This is a genomic window from Fusobacterium necrogenes (genome assembly GCF_900450765.1).
Classification (GTDB): domain Bacteria; phylum Fusobacteriota; class Fusobacteriia; order Fusobacteriales; family Fusobacteriaceae; genus Fusobacterium_A; species Fusobacterium_A necrogenes.
Map to the genome: position 1 here is coordinate 718,259 of NZ_UGGU01000003.1, position 20,696 is coordinate 738,954.

The window sequence follows — 20,696 nt, forward strand, 5'->3', positions numbered from 1 at the left end:
TTAATGATTATTTTTTTAATAAAACCTTCATGATAAGATCTCCAACTTTAACATCTTTTCCTTTAGCTACAACATCTATTTTTTCTACTGCATCCATACTAGCGATGATGACAGGAGTTTTAACAGATGGAGCTTTTTCCTTCAGAAAAGCTAAGTCATATTCAACTAATTTATCTCCAACTTTAGCAGAATCTGCATCAGTTAATTTTTTAAATCCTTCTCCTTTTAATTCTACTGTATCTACTCCAAAGTGAACAATTAATTCTAGTCCATTTTCAGTTTCGAAAGTTACAGCATGATTAGTTTCAAAAATCCCAATATCTCCAGAAACTGGTGCACAAATTGCTCCTTCAGCAGGATCAATAGCACATCCATCTCCTACCATTTTTTGAGAAAAAGCATCATCAGGAACTTCAGATAAATCTATTACTTTTCCATTTAATGGAGAGTAGATTTCAAACCATTCCTCATTACTTTTCTTTTTGAAAAAATCAAATAATCCCATACGAATCCTCCCTATACTTAGTCTACTGCTATATCATATTATTTCATATTTTTAATAATAAATCAATTAATTTTTAATTTTTTTTATAAAAAATAAAAAAAAATTTGTTTGAAAATAGTTGACAAAAAACCTTTTATGTTCTATAATCAAAATATAAATATATTAGCACTCAATTATATAGAGTGCTAACAAAAAAAGGAGGTCGTTTTTAATGAATCAAAATAGATTTACAGAAAACTCATTACTTGCTTTACAGGAGGCTCAAAGTTTGGCTATAAAAGCAAAACAACAATTTATTAAACCTGAGTTTCTAGCTTTGGCTCTCCTTAAAAATAGTGAAGGACTTATTCCAAGAATAATTGAAAAATTGGAATTAAATCTAAACTATATCATAGGGCAAGTAGAGAATGAAATTTCAAAATTTTCAAGGATAGAAGGAAATAACTTAGGTGATGTAGCTCTAGACTCTGGAACTCATAAAGTACTCATTGAAGCAGATAGCTTAATGGAAAAAATGGGAGATTCTTACATAAGTGTAGAACATCTTTTTTGGGCACTTATTAGATATTTACCTATATTAAAAAGATTAGGCCTTGATGAGAAAAAGTATGAAGAGGTAGTGAAAGAAATAAGAGGAAATCAAAAAGTGGACTCTCAAAATCCTGAAGCAAATTATGAGGTATTAGAAAAATATGCAAAAAATTTAGTTGAACTTGCAAGAGAAGGTAAGATTGATCCCATAATAGGTAGAGATGGAGAGATAAGAAGAGCAATTCAAATTATTTCAAGAAGAACTAAGAACAATCCTATCTTAATAGGGGAACCAGGAGTAGGTAAGACAGCGATAGCTGAAGGTCTTGCTCAAAGAATTTTGAATGGAGATGTACCTGAATCTTTGAAGGGTAAAGTTATATATTCTTTAGATATGGGAGCTTTAATAGCTGGAGCGAAATTCAGAGGAGAGTTTGAAGAGAGATTAAAAGGTGTACTAAAAGAGGTAGAGAACTCAAATGGAAATATTATTCTATTTATAGATGAGATACATACTATAGTAGGAGCTGGGAAAACTGATGGTGCAATGGATGCTGGAAATATTTTAAAACCTATGCTCGCTAGAGGTGAAGTAAGAGTAATAGGAGCAACTACTATTGATGAATATAGAAAATATATTGAAAAGGATCCAGCTCTTGAGAGAAGATTTCAAATAGTATTAGTTAATGAGCCAACTGTTGAAGATACTGTATCGATATTAAGAGGACTTAAGGAAAAATTTGAAATGTATCATGGAGTTAGGATATCAGATGGAGCCATTGTTGCTGCGGCTACTTTAAGTAATAGATATATAGCAGATAGACAGCTACCAGATAAAGCAATTGACTTGATAGATGAAGCAGCTGCTATGATTAGAACAGAGATAGATTCTATGCCAGCAGAATTAGATGAATTTACAAGAAAAAGTATGCAACTCGAAATAGAAAGAGAAGCATTGAAAAAAGAGACAGATACAGCTTCAAAAGAGAGATTAGAAAATCTAGAAAAAGAGTTAGCAGAAGTAAATTCTAAGAAGTCACTTTTAAAATCTCAATGGGAATTAGAAAAGAAAGATATTACTAAACTAAAGGAGATAAAAGAGGAGATTGAAAAAGTTAAACTTGAGATGGAACAAGCGGAGAGAAATTATGATTTAAGTAAGTTATCAGAATTAAAATATGGTAAGCTTGGTATTCTTGAAAAACAGTTGAAGGAGCAACAAGATAAGCTTGATATGTCATATGAAAATACTGGACTTTTAAAGCAGGAAGTAACTTCTGATGAGATAGCTGATATTGTTTCTAAATGGACTGGTATACCAGTTGCAAAATTAGCCGAAACAGAAAAGGAGAAAATTTTAAATCTTGAAGTTTCATTAAAAGAGAGAGTAAAAGGACAAGATGAAGCTGTAAAATCTGTGGCTGATACAATGATTAGATCTAGAGCAGGACTAAAAGATGCAAATAGACCTATGGGATCATTTATATTTTTAGGACCTACCGGAGTAGGAAAAACATTTTTAGCAAAATCTTTGGCATATAATCTGTTTGATAGTGAAGAGAGTGTAATTAGAATAGATATGAGTGAATATATGGATAAATTCTCTACTACTAGACTTATAGGTGCACCTCCAGGATATGTAGGATATGAAGAGGGAGGACAATTAACAGAGGCAGTTAGAACAAAACCATACTCTGTAATTTTATTTGATGAGATAGAAAAAGCTCATCCTGATGTTTTCAACATCTTATTACAAGTCTTAGATGATGGTAGATTAACTGATGGACAAGGAAGAGTTGTAGACTTTAAAAATACCTTGATCATAATGACCTCTAATATAGGAAGTAGTTTAATTCTTGATGATATTAATCTCAGTGAAAGCACAAAAGAAAGAGTTTTAGATCAACTTAGAGCTAACTTTAGGCCAGAGTTTTTGAATAGAGTTGATGAAATCATAACATTTAAGGCCTTAGATCTAAACTCAATAAAGGATATAGTAAGACTTGCTTTAAAATCAGTAGAGGAAAAATTAAAAGATAGATATATACAATTAAATTTTTCTGAAGAGGTTATAAAATATTTAGCTGAAAATGCTTATGAGCCTCAATATGGGGCAAGACCACTTAGAAGGTTTATACAAAAAGAGTTAGAGACATCTTTAGCTAAACTTATTCTATCTAATGAGATTAAAGAAAGAGATAAGGTCGATGTAATTTTAGAAAATAATGAAATTAAATTTAAAAGAGTAGAGAGCTAGTACTTATTAAAAAATAACTACCTAGGTAGTAGACTTCAATTGAAAAGTTTTAAATTTTACTTTTCATTTATTTTTACTGACCTAAGTAGTTATTTTTATTTATTAGAGTATGATTAAAAGATAAAACTTATACTTTTTTAAAATATAGTGTAAAAGTTGTTCCAACTCCTAGCTCACTTTTTATATCTACATAACCATGGTGTTTTTCGATGATTAATTTTACCATGGAAAGACCTAGACCCATGCTACTACCAGTTCTTGACTCTTCTACTTGGTAAAATCTATTCCAAATTTTTTCTAAATTTTCTTGTTCTATTCCTATTCCATTATCTTCTATACTTATAGCTAAATAATCTGGTTCTTCAAAACTAGAAATTTTTATAAATCCATTTTCTTTACCATAGTTTATAGCATTTTGTAATATATTTTGAATAGCTCTTATAAACATTATTTTATCTACAGAATACTCTTTATTTTCTAAGTTATTTTCATACTCTATAGTGATATTTCTTTTATTAGCTTCAATAGTATTATCAGATTTTAAATCTTTTAATGTTTGTATAATGTCTACTTTTTCTAACTTTATTTCCATCTCTCCTCTATCGGCTCGACTAAAAAATAAGAGTTGATTTATAAGAGCAGAAATCTTTTTTGCTTGTCTATTTATAACTTCCATAGACTCTCTAGCTTCTTCAATATTTTCTCCGTGTTCTAACATGTACTCACTCTCAGCTAAGATAACTGTAACTGGAGTACGCAGTTCATGAGATGCATCAGAGGTAAATTGTTTTTCTTTTAAGAAACTTTTTTCTAGTTTTTCTAACATATTATCTATAGTAGTCCCAAGTCTAGCTATCTCATCGCTTCCAGATGGAAGGCCAATTCTTAAAGAAAGTTGATTGCTCTTACTTATATTTTCAGCAGTTTCTTGTATTTTTTTTACTGGTAATAGAGCTTTTTTAGTTATAAAATATCCAATACCAGTTGAGATGATGACTAAGATAGGAAGTAAGATAAAGGCTGCTTTTACTATTGTTTGTGTGACATTATTGATTTGCATATCTGAAAATACTCCACGTACCCAAAACCAATCTCCATAAGGAGGATTAACTCTTCTATCATAGATATAGAATTTTTTTTTATCTTCTCCAACTTCTTGTAACTGCCCATTTTTTAAGGGATAGTCAATTGAAAAGTTAAAAGGAATACTACCATTTAAATAGTTTTCTTCTTTATCATAGGTAATAATAAAGACATTATCATCAAAATAATCAAAGTCATCTCCATCTTTAATATCTTCTATTGTATCTTCAATCACCTCTACAAGTTGATTTTTTTGATTAGTGAGTAAAGTTATATCTGTAAATTCGACAAGGACTCCTAATATAGTTACGACAAGAGCTACCATAAAAGTTGTATACCAAAGAGTTATTTTGGTCTTAATATTTAGAAATCTCATCAATTATTCTCCTTTTCTTTCAAAACATAACCGACGCCTCTTACTGTATGTATGAGTTTAGGTTCAAAATCATTATCCATTTTAATACGAAGATATCTTATATATACATCTATCATATTAGAAGCACCTTGATAATCATAGTTCCAAATATGCTCTTCAAGTTTTTCTCTACTTAGAACTATACCTTGATTTTGTATCATATATTCTAAGATAGCAAATTCTTTAGCAGATAGGTCTATCTCCTTATCTCCTCGTTTAACAATTCTTTTATTACAATCCATTACTAGATTAGCAATTTTTATTTCATTACTCAACGAACCATGACTTCTTCTTATCATAACTCTTATTCTAGCCATCAATTCATCAAAATGAAAAGGCTTAACTATATAGTCATCAGCTCCTAAATCTAGTCCTTTAACTCTATCTTCAATACTATCTTTAGCAGTTAGAAAAAGTACTGGAGTTGAATTTTGTTTCTCTCTTATTTTTTTCAAAGTTTCATAACCATTGAGTTTTGGCATCATTATATCCATTAAAATTATATCGTAACTAGCTCCATCTATATAAAGAAGTGCCTCTTCTCCATTGTAACAAGAGTCTACACTATATCCCTCTACTTTTAATTTTTTGGTGATAATTCTATTTAAATCTTTTTCATCCTCTACTACTAGTATTCTCATACTCTTTTCCTCCTCTTAGATATCCTATCAGCATTTGATTAAAATTAGATTAAAATATATATATCTTTTATTTCAAAAATTTTCCTAATTAATTAAATTTTAGTATTTATTATTTTCTTTGTCAATGGGATAATTTTTAGCTATTTTGACAATCTATACTAGATTTATAGATGTTGACATTTTTAGTTAAAAATAGTATATTAAAATTATGATAAAATTGGGAGGAATATTGTGAATAAAGATTTTTTTAAGGGTATGCAAAAAGGGGATAAAGCGGCTATATTGATGGTACACTTTGGAACAACTTATGATGAAACTAGAACTTTGACTATTGATAAAATTAATCAGAAAGTAGAGAAAGAGTTCAAAGGTATAATCGTAAAAGAAGCGTATACCTCAAGAATAATTATGAGAAAATTAAAAGAGCGAGGAGTAGTGAAGTTAAATCCAAAAGAAGCACTTGATGAATTAAAAGCCCAAGGATATACACATGTATTAGTACAAAGTACAAATATTATGAATGGAATAGAGAGTGAAAATTTGAAAAAAGAAGTAGCTTCATATGAAAAATTTTTTAAAGATATAAGGTTAGGAGTTCCTCTTCTTACTGAAGTAACTGATTATGAAAAGGTAGCTGAGGCTATTGTAAAAAAGGTTGGAGTTTTAAAAGAAAATCAAGGTGTTGTATTAGTAGGACATGGAACAAAGCATTTTGCTGGTTCAGCTTATCCTATGATGGATTATGTATTTTCAGCTAAAGGATATGATAATTATGCTGTTGGAACTATAGAGGGATATCCAGAATTTGATAATGTAGTAAAAAAACTAAATGCTAGAGGAATAAGGGAGGTAATTCTTATTCCGTTTATGTTTGTAGCTGGAGATCATGCTCAAAATGATATAGCTGGTGATTGGAATAAGGACTTACAAGAAGCTGGATTTAAAATTTTAAAGATAGTAATGATGGGACTTGGAGAGAATGAAGATATTCAAGACATATATTTAGAACATATAAGGTTTATTTCTGAGCATAGGCCAGAAGATATTGCAGCTAAAAAAATTGAATATTCTAGAGCTAAGAATGAATAATAATAAAATTCTTGACTTTTAATAAAAACTGTGATATTATTTTGAAGGTAAAAAGATAGTTAGGTATTAAAAGGGAGTAGTTGAAAATATAGTATCAACATCACGGAGTCTAGGGCTTTCTGGTACTGTATACCCAAGTGGTAACAAGACTTTTAATACGGAGTTTTATACTTCGTATTAAAAGTCTTTTTTTATTAATTAAGTAATAATAAAATAGAATAACAAAAGGAGGATTTATGAAAAACTATTTTTCAAAATCGAAAGAGGAAGTTTTACAAGAGTTTCAAACAACGAAAAATGGACTAAATAGTCAAGAGGTGGAGGAAAGAGTTAAAAAGTATGGTAAAAATCAATTAAATGAAGAGGAAAAAGTAAGCACACTAGCTGTTTTCTTATCACAATTTAAGGATTTTTTAGTAATTATCTTGATAATTGCTTCGATTATTTCTGCTATATCTGGAAATATAGAAAGTACAATCGTTATCCTTGTGGTAATAATAATCAATGCTATACTTGGAACTGTTCAACATATTAAGGCTGAGGAGTCAATAAATAGTTTGAAATCACTTTCATCTCCAAAAACAAAAGTCTTAAGAAATGGAGAAAAAGTTGAATTATCATCAGAAGAGGTTGTTCCTGGGGATATTGTTTTTATAGAAGCTGGGGATTTAGTTCCTGCTGACGGTAGAGTTTTAGATAGTTTTTCGTTACTTGTAAATGAAAGTTCTCTTACTGGAGAATCTGAGGGTGTAGAGAAGAAAAGCGATGTAATAGAAGCTGATGAATTAGCATTGGGAGATCAAAAAAATATGGTTTTTTCTGGAAGCTTAGTGAGTTATGGTAGAGGAGTAATATTAGTTACTGCTACTGGTATGAATACTGAGCTTGGAAAAATTGCTAAACTATTGGAAGCAACAAAAGAAAAAACTACTCCGTTACAAGTTTCACTAGATAATTTTGGAAAGAAATTATCATTGGGAATAATCATACTATGTGGAATTATTTTTGCTATAAATCTATTACATGGAGTTAAGATTTTAGACTCTTTGATGTTTGCAGTGGCTTTAGCTGTAGCTGCTATACCTGAGGCACTTAGTTCAATAGTTACTATTGTACTAGCAATAGGAACACAAAAACTTTCTAAAGAAAATGCTATTATTAAAAATTTAAAATCAGTAGAAGCCTTAGGTTGTGTAGGAGTAATATGTTCAGATAAGACAGGAACACTTACACAAAATAAGATGACTGTAAAAAAAGTATATGTAAGTGGTAGAGTTGTTGAGGATACTGGTTTAGATGATACAAGGCTAGCTGAAGATATAGTATTAAAAGAATCGGTATTATGTAATGATGCAACTACTGAGGTAGGAGATCCTACTGAGATAGCTCTAATAAATCTAGCAAAAAAATATAGTGTAGATTATAAAGAGTTAAAAGAGAAATATCCACGTATATCTGAAATACCATTTGACTCAGATAGAAAACTTATGAGTACGGTACATGAGATAGATGGAAAGATAACAATGTTTACAAAAGGAGCCTTAGATTCATTACTACCTAAATTAAAATCTATAATTCATGGAAATGAAATAAGAGCTATAACTTCTGAGGATATAAAAGAGATTGAAAATATTAATACTATGTTTGCTGAGACAGGACTTAGAGTCTTAACTTATGCATACAAGGGCTTAGAGTGTGAGAAAGATATATGTTATGAGGATGAAAATGGCTATATTTTTGTAGGTTTAGTAGGAATGATAGATCCACCTAGATTAGAGTCAAAAGAAGCTGTAGAAAAATGTATAATGGCAGGAATTAAGCCTGTAATGATAACAGGAGACCATAAAGTTACTGCTAAAACAATAGCAAAAGAGATTGGGATATATCAAGATGGAGATAATGTATTAGAGGGAGTAGAATTAGAAAAAATGAGTGATGAGGAGCTAAAAGAAAAAGTAGCTCATACATCTGTATATGCAAGAGTTTCACCAGAGCATAAAATAAGAATAGTTACAGCATGGCAATCATTAGGAAAAATTTGTGCTATGACTGGAGATGGAGTAAATGATGCTCCCGCATTAAAAAGAGCAGATATTGGAATAGCTATGGGAATAACAGGAACAGAAGTTTCTAAAGATGCAGCTTCTATGATACTTGCTGATGATAATTTTTCTACAATTGTTAAGGCTGTTACAACAGGAAGAAATATCTATGCTAATATTAAAAACTCTATAAGATTCTTACTTTCTGGAAATACTGCTGCTATATTAGCTGTAATCTATTCATCATTTGCAGGGTTACCAGTAATATTTGCACCAGTACATCTATTATTCATAAATCTACTTACAGATAGTTTACCAGCTATTGCTATTGGAATGGAACCATCGCATGGAGAGGTTTTGAAAGAAAAACCAAGAGATCCTAAGGAACCAATTCTTACTAAAACTCTTTCTAGTAGAATAATTATTGAAGGAGTGCTTATAGCTATATTTGTTATGATAGGATTTTATTTTGGATATGGAGAGATAAAAGATGCTTTCAAAGGTAGTACAATGGCTTTTGCTGTCTTATGTTTAGCGAGACTTTTTCATGGATTTAACTGTAGAGCTAATAGTTCAATAATAGGGCTAGGATTTATGAGTAATCCATTTTCGGTTTTAGCATTCTTTATAGGATTTGTATTACTAAATGGAGTTTTACTAATACCAGCTATACATAAAGTATTTGAAGTTGCTCCTTTAGAATTAAATGATATATTAATTATATATGGATTAGCGTTGATTCCAACTATTATTATACAGATATCTAAATATTTTAAATATAAAAGATAAAATAGTTGAAATCATACCAAAAGTATGTTAGAATGTCTATAGTAATATCAAGCTAAGTCGCATGCATGCGACTTAGTTTTTTATAAAGGAGTTATAGATGAAAAAGAAGATAGGACTATTTTATAAAAAAAATGGAAGTTTTAATAATGCAGTACTTACAATAGATAAAAGTATAACAGAAGCATTGAATGTAAGTAAGGATGAAAATGAGATAGTTTTCTCTATGAAAGATGGAGTCATCACCTTAACTAAGGGCAGGTGTAAAGAGGAAGTAGAAGAAAAAAATATACATGGAGATTTAATTGAGTATAGAAAAAATGTAAATATAAATTTTAGTAAAGTGTACAAAGATAAGGATTACTATGTAGCAAAACTTAATATTCCTTTTGGTGTAGTGGATACATTAAAAATTACAAAAGATAGTAATGATGTCAACATAACACTAGAAGATGGAGCTGTTATTATCGATAGAAAAGAAAGAATAGGGAAGGTATACACCCTAAAGGTAAATAAAGGAGGAATAGGTAAAACTTTTCTTACAGTACAACTAGCTCATGGGCTTACAATGAAAGGAAGTAAAGTAATAATTTTAACTACAGATTCTCAAAATAATATAATAGATTTTACAATTCCAGAAGAAAAACAAGAAAGTATAGAGTTAAAGAAGGGACTTAGAAGTTGGGTTATGACTGGAAAAGGAGATAAGCTTAACCTTAGAAAAAATCTAGACTTTATTCCACTAGAGAGTTCAGTTTTTACAGAGAGATTTCTAGAGAAGTTACCAATTTTTATAGATCATCTAAAAAAAGAGTATGATTATATTTTGATAGATAGTATTCCTACTATGAAGATAGATACAGAGTTTGTAAGGTGTTCTGATAAGATTATAATTCCAGCTTTTTGTGATATACCGACATTAAAAGGGGTAATAAATGTAATAGAAGAGGCAGGAATAGAGAAGATACATGCTATACTAGTAAATCTATATAGAGCTACTATTACTCAAAAGGATATTTTGGAAAAGTTAAATTCTATGTTAAAAGAAACAGATATATTATTTCCAGAGCCAATCAAAGAGACATCACTAATAGAAAGTCTTGTAAAAAAAGGAAAGACCATATGGGAGAGTAAGGCAAAATCTATAGAGGAAGCACAGAATAGTTTGTTAGATATAATAATGGAGATGTAGAGCAGGAGGGAAAATGAGTACAGCAGAGGAAAGATTCCAAGCTATGATGGCAAAAAGAAAAAAAGCAAAGGAAACAGAGCAAAAAGTAGAAAAACCTATTGTGGTAAATGAAAAGAACAGTAAAAAAGATATTAAAGAGATTTTTTTGATAGAAGATTCAGTATTTGGAGATTTAACTACTGATATAGATCTGATTGAATATTTGAAAAATAAGTCTTTAGAGATGTTAAAAATACAGGGAAATAATATAATTATGTTGGGAAAAAATCTTACAGAGGTCTTTGATGAGTTGGGGAGAAAAGGAAGCCCAGAGGGACTATATATAAAGTATTTAGAATTTAATGGTTATAAAAAAGATACAGCTCTAAGACTTAGAAAAAGATATGAACTTTTTAAAAAAGCAAAATCTGAAGTAGTAAAACAAATAATATCAATACTACCTGTAAGAAGTATTGAGCAACTTTATAAAGAACAAAATGAGATCATTCCAGAATTAGAAAAAAATAGTGAAAATTTAACATATAAAAAAATGATGGATATGTTAAAGAAAAATTCTGAAACTATAGAGATAAAAAATAAAAAAGAAGTTGAAATATCTGGCTATGATGTGGATAGAATAGATAATCTATATAAAAAAATTAATAGAAGTTATGGCGAGCTAGATGAGAAAAGAAAAGAGAAATTAGATAAACTTTTGTTTGAAATAGAAAAATTATTGGGATAAAGATAGAGATTAAAAGATGTTATAAAAAATTACTTAAAAAAGGGGTGTACTTATGTATAAAATTTTAAAAAAGAGATGGTTAACTAAAGAGATTTGTTATATGGATATTGAAGCAAAAGATCTTGCAAATGCTGCAAAGCCAGGTCAGTTCTTAATCGTAAAGGTCAATGAAAAGGGAGAGAGAATTCCATTAACCATATGTGATTATGATAAAAAAAGAGGAAGTGTAACTATTGTCTTTCAAGTAGTAGGAGAAGGAACAAAGGAAATGGGAAACTACAATGAAGGAGAATATTTTCAAGATGTAGTAGGGCCACTAGGACAACCAAGTGAATTTTTACATATACCATTAACGGAATTGAAAAATAAGAGATATCTATTTGTAGCTGGAGGAGTAGGAACAGCACCAGTATATCCACAGGTAAAATGGTTCAAAGAAAATGGAGTTGCAGTTGATGTAATAATAGGAGCAAGAAGTAAAGATATTTTAATATTAGAAGAAGAGATGAAAAAAGTAGCTAGCAATGTATATATCTGCACTGATGATGGAAGTTATGGAATGCATGGAAGAGTACCTGATATGATAGATAAATTAATAAAAGAAGATGGGAAAAAGTATGATCATGCTGTTGTAATAGGACCTATGATAATGATGAAGTTTGCTTCTATGAAGTGTAGGGAGTATAATTTACCCAATACAGTTAGCTTAAATCCTCTTATGGTAGATGGAACAGGAATGTGTGGAGCTTGTAGAGTCACTATAGATGGAAAAGTAAAATTTGCCTGTGTAGATGGACCAGAATTTGATGGGGATAAAGTAGATTATGATGAGGCAATGAGAAGACAGATGATGTATAAAACATCTGAAGGAAGAAATATTCTTGAGATAGAAGATGGAGATACACATCATAATGACTCATGTCCTACTCATACTAATTTGTCTGAAGTAAAAGGTAGAGTACCTGCAAGAGAGCAAGATCCAAATGTAAGAAATAAAAATTTTAAAGAAGTCTGTTATGGTTATACTCTTGAAGAGGCACAAAAAGAAGCTGAAAGATGTTTGAATTGTAAAAATCCTCTATGTGTAAAAGGCTGCCCTGTTTCAATAAATATTCCAGCCTTTATTCAAGAAATAAAAAAAGGTGATATTGAAGCAGCAAGTAAAGTAATTTCAAAATATTCTACACTGCCAGCTATATGTGGAAGAGTTTGCCCTCAAGAAACTCAGTGTGAAGGAAAGTGTATTGTAGGAATAAAAGGAGAACCTGTATCTATTGGAAAATTAGAGAGATTTGTTGGAGATTGGGCTATTCAAAATAATGCTAAAGTTGAGATAGAAGAAAAAAAAGATGAAAAAGTAGCTATAATTGGTGGAGGACCTGCTGGTCTTACGGCTGCTGGTGATTTAGCAAAACTTGGATACAATGTAACTATTTATGAAGCATTACATAAACTTGGAGGTGTACTTAGCTATGGAATACCAGAGTTTAGACTTCCAAAAGAGGAGATAGTAGATAAAGAGATAGAAAAATTATATACTTTAGGAGTAAAAGTACATACTGATTCATTTGTTGGAAGAACTTTTACTGTAGATGATCTATTAGATAAGGAGGGGTATTCAGCAGTATTTATAGGAAGTGGAGCAGGACTTCCAAGATTTATGAATATACCAGGAGAAAATTATAATGGAGTAATCTCAGCCAATGAATTTTTGACAAGAGTAAATTTAATGAAAGCTAATAGAAAAGATTATGCTACTCCAATAAAAATTGGGAAGAGAGTTTTTATAATAGGTGGAGGAAATGTAGCCATGGATGCAGCTAGAACTGCAAAAAGATTAGGGGCAGATGTAACAGTATTATATAGAAGAGGAGAAGCAGAATTACCAGCAAGACGTGAAGAAATTCATCATGCTAAGGAAGAAGGAATAAAGTTTCAATTTTTAGTAAATCCAGTGGAGATAATTGGAGATGAAAAAGGTTGGGTAAAAGAGATCAAATGTGTAAGAATGAAGTTGGGAGAACCTGATGAAAGTGGAAGAGCAAAATTTTCTGTGATAGATGGAAGTGAGTTTATATTGGAGGGAGAAACTGTAATCATGTCACTTGGAACCTCTCCTAATCCATTGATAGCTGATACTACAGAGAATTTAAGTATTAGTAAATGGAAGGGAATAGAAGCAGATGAAAATGGAAAAACTTCAAGAGAGGGAATTTTTGCTGGTGGAGATGCTGTAACTGGAGCGGCTACTGTGATACTTGCTATGGAAGCTGGGAAAAAAGCAGCAGCTGAGATAGATAGATATCTTAGAGGAAAGAAAGCAGAACAAAAATAAAAAATTATATTGACAAAATAAAATTGTAAGTATATAATCTCTGTAAAGATAAAAAAATTGAATAATTAATTGCTAGGGGAGCCAGTAGGCTGAGAAAGAGGAATCTTGACCCTTAGAACCTGATATGGATAATACCAGCGTAGGGAAGCAATATGTTTTACTAGATTTTTATTAATCGGTATAATTATAGCTCTGTACATTGGTACAGAGCTTTTTTTATTAGAAAATTAGAAAAAGATTTTAGGAGGAAATATGTATTCAACACAGATGGAAGCAGCAAAAAAAGGAATATTTACTAAGGAAATGGAAATAGTAGCTAGAGATGAGCAGATGAGCAAAGAAGAGCTTATGGAAAAAATAGCTAAAGGAAGCATAGTAATCCCTGCAAATAAAAATCATAAGAATATATATCCAAGAGCAATTGGTGAAGGGACAAGAACAAAAGTAAATGTAAATTTAGGTGTATCAGAAGATTGTTGTGACTACTGTAAGGAGATGGTAAAGGTAGAAAAAGCTATTGAGTATGGAGCAGATGCGATAATGGATTTGAGTACTTTTGGAGATACACGAAAATTTAGAAAAGAGTTAGTAGAAAAATCAACAGTTATGTTAGGAACTGTTCCTATGTATGATGCAGTAGCAAAATTAGGAAAAAATATAAAAGATATGAGTGTAGAAGATCTATTTAGGGTAGTAGAGATGCATTGTGAAGATGGAATAGATTTCTTAACTATACATGCAGGACTAAATAGAACTTGTGTAGATAGATTAAAAAATAATAAAAGACTTACAAAAATAGTAAGTAGAGGAGGATCTATTCTTTTTCAATGGATGGTACTCAATGATAAAGAAAATCCTTTTTATGAGCATTATGATAGATTGCTTGAGATTTGTAGAAAATATGATGTGACACTAAGTTTAGGAGATGGATTAAGACCAGGAAGTATAGCTGATTCAACAGATGCTCCACAAATTCAAGAATTAATAATACTAGGAGAGCTTACAAAAAGAGCTTGGGAAAAAGATGTACAAGTTATGATAGAGGGACCTGGACATGTTCCTATGCATGAGATAGTAACAAATATGCAAATAGAAAAAAAACTTTGTCATAATGCACCATTTTATGTCCTTGGACCATTAGTAACAGATATTGCACCTGGGTATGATCATATAACTTCAGCTATTGGTGGAGCAATTGCAGCAGCTAGTGGAGCAGACTTTTTATGCTATGTAACTCCAGCTGAGCATTTAAGACTCCCTACTTTGGAAGATATGAAGGAGGGAATTATGGCTTCAAGAATAGCTGGGCATGCTGCAGATATAGCTAAGGGAATAAAAGGTGCTAGAGATTGGGATAATAGAATGAGTAAATATAGAGGAGAGTTAAATTGGAATGGAATGTTTGAAGAGTGTTTAGACCCTGAAAAAGCAAAAGAGTATAGAAAATCTTCAAAACCTATTGAAGAGGAAGTTTGTACAATGTGTGGAGATTTATGTCCTATGAAAAGATGTAATGAACTTTTAGATTAAGGTGAGTGAAGTGAATATTGTATTAAATGGAGAAAAATATGAAGTCTTCAAAGAAGATATCACTGTGGGGGAATTATTAGAGGAATTATCAGTAAAATGGAATATAGATTTATCTGGAGCAGTTGTACTTGTGAATGATGAAATAGTCAAAAAAAATAAATGGGAAACAAAAAAAGTAGGCAAGGATTATCACCTAGAAGTTTTATCTTTCGTTTCTGGAGGGTAATTTTATAATTTGTAATATAGGACAAAAATATATGTAACTAGTTAAATTAAGTTGATTAGAAATTAAGAATTGTTCCAAAAGAATTGGAGGAAAAGATGGAAAAATTTATTTTAAAAGGAAAAGAGTTTAGTAGTAGATTACTTACAGGAACAGGGAAATTTGCTGATAAAAATTTAGTAGCTCCTATGTTAGAAGCTAGTGGTTCTCAAATTATAACAATGGCACTTAGAAGAATAAACTTCCAAAATCCAAAGGAGAATATTCTAAACTATATTCCAAAACATATAACATTGTTACCTAATACTTCAGGGGCTAGAACAGCAGAGGAAGCTATAAAAATAGCAAGAATAGCTAGAGAAGCTGGATGTGGAGATTTTATAAAAATTGAGATAATAAATGATAGTAAATATCTTATGCCAGATAATAGTGAAACAATAAAAGCTACAAAAGTTTTAGCTGATGAGGGATTTATAGTACTACCATATATTATGCCTGATTTAATAACAGCTAAAAGATTAGAAGATGCTGGAGCAGCAGCAGTTATGCCACTTGGTTCTCCTATTGGTTCAAATAGAGGGATACTTACAAAACCATTTGTAGAGATGTTATTAGAAAATAATAGAGTACCTATCATAGTAGATGCTGGAATAGGGAAACCATCAGATGCAGCTATAGCTATGGAGATGGGGTGTGATGCTGTACTTGTAAATACAGCTATTGCCACAGCACAAGACCCAGTTAAAATGGGAAGAGCTTTTGCATTAGCAGTAGAAGCTGGAAGAGAAGCTTTCTTAGCTCAATTAGCAGAGGAACAAAAATATGCTAGTGCTTCATCACCACTTACAGGATTTTTGTTTAGAGGTGAGTAGAATGAGTTACTATGATGAACTAGTTAAATGGAAAGGTTTTGATTTTGAGGGATATTTTAATTCTGTAACTGATGGAGAGATATTGAAAAGTATAGAGAAAGATAAATTATCTGTATATGATTATTTAAATCTTTTATCTCCTAGAGCAAAAAATCATATAGAAAAAATGGCTCAAAGAGCACATAAGTTGACAAGACAATATTTTGGAAATGTAATAGGACTATATCTTCCAATATATGTTTCTAACTATTGTACTAGTAATTGTATCTATTGTGGATTTTCTAAAAAAAATCATATAGTAAGAAGACATATGAAGTTTGAAGAGATAGAAAGAGAAGCTAAAGAGATAGCAAAATCTGGAATAGAAAATATACTTCTTTTAACTGGAGAAGCTAAAGGGTTAGTAGATAAGGAGTATTTAAAAGGTGGAATAGATGTATTGAAAAAATATTTCTCATCTGTATCTATTGAAGTAATGCCATTAGACGAAGAAGATTATAGATATCTAGCTAAAGATGGATTAGATGGACTTACTGTATATCAAGAGACCTATGATGAAAAAAGATATGCAGAGGTACATCTCTCAGGGGAAAAAAGAGATTTTAAATATAGATTGGATACTCCCGAAAGAGGAGCCAAAGCTGGATTAAGAACAATAGGAATAGGAGCACTATTAGGACTTGGAAATATAAGAAGTGATGCCTTTAAGACAGGATTGCATCTGAAATACCTTATAGATAATTATCCAAATAGTGAGTTTAGTATCTCCTTCCCTAGAGTAAATGAAGCAGAAGGGAATTTAAAAGATAGTTATGCTGTTGATGATATTACCTTTGTACAGATAATATTAGCCAATAGAATTTTCCAACCAACAGCTGGAATAACTCTATCAACTAGAGAGAGTGCTTATATGAGAGATAATTTATTGCAATTAGGAATTACTAAATTTTCAGCAGGCTCAAAAACGGAAGTAGGTGGTTATTCACACGAAAATGAATCAACAGCTCAATTTGATATAACTGACAATAGAAGTGTAGAAGAGATAGTAGAAGCTATTAGAAAAAGAGGATTAGAACCTAAGTATAAAGATTGGGAGACATTATTATGAAAATAGGTATAGCTGGTACAGGTGGAATAGGCTCAAATGTGGCTATGCATCTAGTTAGAAGTGGAATTACTAATCTAAAATTTGGAGATTTTGATAGAATAGAAAAATCTAATCTCAATAGGCAATTTTACTTTGAAGAGCAGATAGGAAAATATAAATCTGAAACTCTAAAGGAAAATCTTACCAAAATCTCACAGGGTAATTATGAGTTTGAAGTAATAAAATTTGAAAAAGAGAATATGAGAGAGTTTTTCAAAGATTGTGATATAGTAGTAGATGGATTTGATAAAAAGGAGTATAAGGCTCTTTTACTTGAAGAGATTTTTGATGGAAAGAAACTTTTAATAACAGTATCTGGGATAGGTGGAATAGATTCCTCAAGTGTACAGGTAATAAAAAAAATGAAGAATCTCTATATAGTAGGGGATATGAAAAGTGATATTTCAGAATATAAAACTTATTCACATAAGGTAAATATAGTAGCTAGCAAAGTAGTAGAAGTAATCTTAAAGGAGCTATACAATGAGAAATAGAATAGAGATTCCTAAGGGAATATATGGAATAACAGGAGATAATTTTTCTAATGGAAGAAGTAATTACTTTTGTGTAGAAGAGATGATAAAAGGTGGAATAAAAATAGTTCAATATAGGGCTAAAACAAAAGATACAAGAGAGAAAGTAAAGGAAGCTAGAGAGATAAGAGAGCTTTGTAGAAAAAATGGAGTAGTATTTATAGTAAATGATAATGTAGATATAGCTCTTCTTGTAGATGCAGATGGAGTTCATATAGGACAAGAGGATATGCACCCAGATGATGTAAGAAAACTTATAGGAGATAATAAAATCATTGGACTTTCTACTCATTCAGAAAAGCAGGGAATGGAAGCCTATAAAAATCCTAATGTTGATTACATAGGAGTAGGACCTATATTTCCAACAACTACTAAAGATACAACTCCGGTAGGATTGGGGTATCTTGAATACGCAGTAAAAAATTTAAATTTACCTTTTGTAGCTATTGGAGGAATAAAAGCACACAATATAGACAGTATCATAGCTAAAGGAGCACAAAGAGTATCTCTTGTTAGTGAGATAGTAGGAGCAGAATCTATATCTAAAATTAGTAAAAAGTTACAAGAGAAATTTTCTGAGTAATAGAAGAAAAATATTAAAAAAACCATCTTAATAGGATAAAAAGTACAAAAATATGTCATAAAATTGTCAAAATTAAATGTTAACATACACCATAATATTTTTTGTTTGGATGCTATTTAGGAGGGAAAGATGGAAACAGGATTTTTAGATAAAAATATGTTAGATTTTATAAAAAATATTTTAGATATTGATTTAAGTAAAGATCTAATTTTTATTAAAAATAATAATTTTGAATATAGTTATGTTAACTCGGTATTTTGTGATATGTTTAATCTAAAAATAGAAGATGTTATTGGGAAAAAAGATAAGGATATTTTTAAAGATAAAATGGCTATTTTAACTTGTCAGAAAAGTGATATAAAGGCATATGACTTAAACTATTTAATACATGAAGAGGAGATTTTTTCTAAGAAGTTTAGAGTTTTAAAAGTAAAAATAAATTTAGGGAATAAACGTGATGGGTTATTGTGTTTTGCAAAGTTAGATAAAGATAATACTATATAATGAAAGATATAAAATAAAAAGCCTTCAATATGTTGAAGGCTTTTTATTTTATTAATCTTCATTCATTAATAAGTATTTTTCAACTTTTTTTAGATTTAGAAATAACTCATTATCTTTTTCGAGAATAAATTTATCTTTTTTTAATTCAGTTAAAAGAGAATAAAATTGACTTTTGCTTATTGCAAAATTTTCAAACCTAACATATTCTTTGGATAATTTTCCAGATTTATCTGTATAAAATCTCAATACTGAAAGAATATATCTTTTTTTATCATATAGTTGATAAAAAAGTTTAAATAAATTTTCTTTAATAAGTTGAAATAATATTTTTTCAACACCTGTACTGCTGAAGAAAACTTCAGGACTGAATTTGAACTCTTCAAGTATTGTATCATCTTCTAAAGCTACTCCTTCAACGCTAACTTCAGGTAATGATAAATTATTAATTTTAAGTGAGAAAAAGTTACCTATAATATCTCCTTCTTTAAATTTTCCACCTTTTGGAAGATATTTTCCATTTTGAAAAATATCGTATGCTAATATACTACCTTTTAAAATTATGTAGAATCGATTGTCAATGAAGATTCGTTCTTTCTTTTTCAAAACAATTCTATTTTTTTCCATAAAATATCATCCCCAAACTAATTCACAAAAATCTTTTTAATAATTGAATTTTTGAATCTTATTCCTGAGTTTTATTTCAATTTTATAATTATAAAATGGCATTTTAGTGTCGCTAATATGTTATTATTGTGAATTACAGATATTTTTAACTAAAAAAATAATACTTAATAACTAAAAAAATAGTATATTTTTTTAGTCAAATTTGTTAAATATCAGTAAATTTGGGAATAAATAAAAATTTTTAGTTATGTGAAAAAAATGAAAAATTATAAACTACTTAAATAAGTATCTATTTTTTTCAAATTCAGATATATCCCATCACTATCATCTAATATATATTTCTCTTTTTTTAATTTAGATAATACAAGGTAGAATTGACTCTTGCTTATATTAAAATTTTCATAGTTAATCTCCTTTTTTGAGATAAAGCCTGTATCGTTATTATATAATTTCAAAATCGATAAAATATAACCTTGAGTATCATATAATTGGTAAAAAAACTTAATTAAAGTTTTTTTGGCAAGATGAGTAATTATTTTTGAAATGAAATTATCATCAGTCAGAATATTAGAATTGAAGTTAAACTCTTCAAGAACAGTATCATCTTCTAGAGCTTCTACTTCAATATCAATATCCGGAATATATATATCCTTAAGAGTAAGAAAACTAAAGAAATTTCCAATTATCTCTCCAGAGGTAAGATAATTTTCATATGTCAATATCTTTCCATTTTCTAATATATCACGACTTATAATTTTTCCCTTCTTTATAATATAAAATTTTCCATCTAAATAATGACGATCATTTTTATTTAAGAATATCATATTCATCTTGCTTTTCCTCCTTTCTTACAAATTCTAAAACTTTAAGTGATTAATTAATTAAATTGGAAAAAATAATTATGAAATAGGATAGTGGATTATTATAATATATATTAAAGGATATATCAATTTTTCTTTTTTTTTTTCCTATATAAGACACAAAAAGAATAAAAAAACACAGGAATGAAAGGATTTTTTTTTAAAAAACTTTAAGAAATAAGATCTCTTGACATAAAATATAAAAAATAAAATAACATTA

At 29.8% G+C, this 20,696-nt stretch carries 18 protein-coding genes and 1 riboswitch; of the genes, 13 read left to right on the forward strand and 5 right to left on the reverse strand.

Annotation, left to right across the window (positions count from 1 at the left end; all coding sequences use genetic code 11):
• Positions 1-7 precede the first annotated feature (7 nt).
• Positions 8-505 (reverse strand): PTS sugar transporter subunit IIA, encoded by a 498-nt coding sequence (locus tag DYA59_RS03680; RefSeq protein WP_115269498.1) that lies wholly within the window; start codon positions 503-505, stop codon positions 8-10.
• 211 nt (positions 506-716) lie between these two features.
• On the opposite strand from DYA59_RS03680, the gene clpB reads away from it, so the two are divergent.
• Positions 717-3,293: an ATP-dependent chaperone ClpB gene (gene clpB, locus DYA59_RS03685; RefSeq protein WP_115269500.1), complete on the forward strand. Its 2,577-nt coding sequence runs from the start codon at positions 717-719 to the stop codon at positions 3,291-3,293.
• A 127-nt stretch (positions 3,294-3,420) separates the two neighbouring features.
• On the opposite strand, the gene DYA59_RS03690 is transcribed toward clpB, so the two are convergent.
• Positions 3,421-4,752, reverse strand: coding sequence for a sensor histidine kinase (locus DYA59_RS03690; protein ID WP_115269502.1), 1,332 nt, complete (start codon positions 4,750-4,752; stop codon positions 3,421-3,423).
• On the reverse strand, positions 4,752-5,432 hold the full coding sequence (locus DYA59_RS03695; protein ID WP_115269504.1) for a response regulator transcription factor: 681 nt from the start codon (positions 5,430-5,432) through the stop codon (positions 4,752-4,754). Before DYA59_RS03695 ends, DYA59_RS03690 begins: the two co-directional genes overlap by 1 nt.
• A gap of 231 nt (positions 5,433-5,663) precedes the next feature.
• Between DYA59_RS03695 and DYA59_RS03700 the strand changes: the two genes are divergently transcribed.
• The 12 genes from DYA59_RS03700 (at position 5,664) to DYA59_RS03755 (ending at position 18,992) form a co-directional block, all read left to right on the forward strand.
• Entirely contained in the window at positions 5,664-6,521 is an 858-nt protein-coding gene (locus DYA59_RS03700; RefSeq protein ID WP_245943713.1) for a sirohydrochlorin cobaltochelatase, read from the forward strand.
• A 236-nt stretch (positions 6,522-6,757) separates the two neighbouring features.
• Positions 6,758-9,352: a cation-translocating P-type ATPase gene (locus DYA59_RS03705; RefSeq protein ID WP_115269506.1), complete on the forward strand. Its 2,595-nt coding sequence runs from the start codon at positions 6,758-6,760 to the stop codon at positions 9,350-9,352.
• Positions 9,353-9,449: 97 nt separating this feature from the next.
• Positions 9,450-10,541 carry a ParA family protein gene (locus DYA59_RS03710; RefSeq protein WP_115269508.1) on the forward strand — a complete coding sequence of 364 codons (1,092 nt, stop codon included), beginning with the start codon at positions 9,450-9,452 and terminating at the stop codon, positions 10,539-10,541.
• 13 nt (positions 10,542-10,554) lie between these two features.
• Positions 10,555-11,265 (forward strand): hypothetical protein, encoded by a 711-nt coding sequence (locus DYA59_RS03715; protein ID WP_115269510.1) that lies wholly within the window; start codon positions 10,555-10,557, stop codon positions 11,263-11,265.
• A 52-nt stretch (positions 11,266-11,317) separates the two neighbouring features.
• Positions 11,318-13,600 carry a bifunctional dihydroorotate dehydrogenase B NAD binding subunit/NADPH-dependent glutamate synthase gene (locus tag DYA59_RS03720; protein ID WP_115269512.1) on the forward strand — a complete coding sequence of 761 codons (2,283 nt, stop codon included), beginning with the start codon at positions 11,318-11,320 and terminating at the stop codon, positions 13,598-13,600.
• 64 nt (positions 13,601-13,664) lie between these two features.
• Positions 13,665-13,763, forward strand: a riboswitch (TPP riboswitch).
• 89 nt (positions 13,764-13,852) lie between these two features.
• Complete coding sequence (thiC, locus tag DYA59_RS03725) at positions 13,853-15,130, forward strand: phosphomethylpyrimidine synthase ThiC (protein WP_115269514.1); 1,278 nt, start codon at positions 13,853-13,855, stop codon at positions 15,128-15,130.
• Positions 15,131-15,140: 10 nt separating this feature from the next.
• Positions 15,141-15,356 (forward strand): sulfur carrier protein ThiS, encoded by a 216-nt coding sequence (gene thiS / locus DYA59_RS03730; RefSeq protein WP_115269516.1) that lies wholly within the window; start codon positions 15,141-15,143, stop codon positions 15,354-15,356.
• Between the two features lie 95 nt (positions 15,357-15,451).
• A complete protein-coding gene (locus DYA59_RS03735) occupies positions 15,452-16,225 on the forward strand; it encodes a thiazole synthase (RefSeq protein ID WP_005887458.1) in 774 nt (257 codons plus the stop codon).
• 1 nt (position 16,226) lies between these two features.
• Entirely contained in the window at positions 16,227-17,333 is a 1,107-nt protein-coding gene (thiH, locus tag DYA59_RS03740; protein ID WP_115269518.1) for a 2-iminoacetate synthase ThiH, read from the forward strand.
• Entirely contained in the window at positions 17,330-17,866 is a 537-nt protein-coding gene (gene thiF, locus DYA59_RS03745; RefSeq protein ID WP_115269520.1) for a sulfur carrier protein ThiS adenylyltransferase ThiF, read from the forward strand. The genes thiH and thiF overlap by 4 nt, the downstream gene beginning before the upstream one ends.
• The gene (gene thiE / locus DYA59_RS03750) at positions 17,856-18,488 is read left to right on the forward strand and encodes a thiamine phosphate synthase (protein ID WP_115269522.1); all 633 of its coding nucleotides are present in this window, start codon (positions 17,856-17,858) and stop codon (positions 18,486-18,488) included. The genes thiF and thiE overlap by 11 nt, the downstream gene beginning before the upstream one ends.
• A gap of 129 nt (positions 18,489-18,617) precedes the next feature.
• Positions 18,618-18,992, forward strand: a complete 375-nt coding sequence (locus DYA59_RS03755; RefSeq protein ID WP_115269524.1) for a hypothetical protein — start codon at positions 18,618-18,620, stop codon at positions 18,990-18,992.
• Between the two features lie 51 nt (positions 18,993-19,043).
• Here the strand turns inward: DYA59_RS03755 and DYA59_RS03760 are convergent, their stop codons facing one another.
• Positions 19,044-19,616: a hypothetical protein gene (locus DYA59_RS03760; RefSeq protein ID WP_115269525.1), complete on the reverse strand. Its 573-nt coding sequence runs from the start codon at positions 19,614-19,616 to the stop codon at positions 19,044-19,046.
• 266 nt (positions 19,617-19,882) lie between these two features.
• Complete coding sequence (locus DYA59_RS03765) at positions 19,883-20,446, reverse strand: cyclic nucleotide-binding domain-containing protein (RefSeq protein WP_115269527.1); 564 nt, start codon at positions 20,444-20,446, stop codon at positions 19,883-19,885.
• Positions 20,447-20,696 lie beyond the last annotated feature (250 nt).

Excerpts from the sequence above, each read along its gene's own strand:
- DYA59_RS03680 (WP_115269498.1), bottom strand. The coding sequence starts at position 505 with ATGGGATTATTTGATTTTTTCAAAAAGAAAAGTAATGAGGAATGGTTT.
- clpB (WP_115269500.1), top strand. The coding sequence starts at position 717 with ATGAATCAAAATAGATTTACAGAAAACTCATTACTTGCTTTACAGGAG.
- DYA59_RS03690 (WP_115269502.1), bottom strand. The coding sequence starts at position 4,752 with ATGAGATTTCTAAATATTAAGACCAAAATAACTCTTTGGTATACAACT.
- DYA59_RS03695 (WP_115269504.1), bottom strand. The coding sequence starts at position 5,432 with ATGAGAATACTAGTAGTAGAGGATGAAAAAGATTTAAATAGAATTATC.
- DYA59_RS03705 (WP_115269506.1), top strand. The coding sequence starts at position 6,758 with ATGAAAAACTATTTTTCAAAATCGAAAGAGGAAGTTTTACAAGAGTTT.
- DYA59_RS03710 (WP_115269508.1), top strand. The coding sequence starts at position 9,450 with ATGAAAAAGAAGATAGGACTATTTTATAAAAAAAATGGAAGTTTTAAT.
- DYA59_RS03715 (WP_115269510.1), top strand. The coding sequence starts at position 10,555 with ATGAGTACAGCAGAGGAAAGATTCCAAGCTATGATGGCAAAAAGAAAA.
- DYA59_RS03720 (WP_115269512.1), top strand. The coding sequence starts at position 11,318 with ATGTATAAAATTTTAAAAAAGAGATGGTTAACTAAAGAGATTTGTTAT.
- thiC (WP_115269514.1), top strand. The coding sequence starts at position 13,853 with ATGTATTCAACACAGATGGAAGCAGCAAAAAAAGGAATATTTACTAAG.
- DYA59_RS03735 (WP_005887458.1), top strand. The coding sequence starts at position 15,452 with ATGGAAAAATTTATTTTAAAAGGAAAAGAGTTTAGTAGTAGATTACTT.
- thiH (WP_115269518.1), top strand. The coding sequence starts at position 16,227 with ATGAGTTACTATGATGAACTAGTTAAATGGAAAGGTTTTGATTTTGAG.
- thiF (WP_115269520.1), top strand. The coding sequence starts at position 17,330 with ATGAAAATAGGTATAGCTGGTACAGGTGGAATAGGCTCAAATGTGGCT.
- thiE (WP_115269522.1), top strand. The coding sequence starts at position 17,856 with ATGAGAAATAGAATAGAGATTCCTAAGGGAATATATGGAATAACAGGA.
- DYA59_RS03755 (WP_115269524.1), top strand. The coding sequence starts at position 18,618 with ATGGAAACAGGATTTTTAGATAAAAATATGTTAGATTTTATAAAAAAT.
- DYA59_RS03760 (WP_115269525.1), bottom strand. The coding sequence starts at position 19,616 with ATGGAAAAAAATAGAATTGTTTTGAAAAAGAAAGAACGAATCTTCATT.
- DYA59_RS03765 (WP_115269527.1), bottom strand. The coding sequence starts at position 20,446 with ATGAATATGATATTCTTAAATAAAAATGATCGTCATTATTTAGATGGA.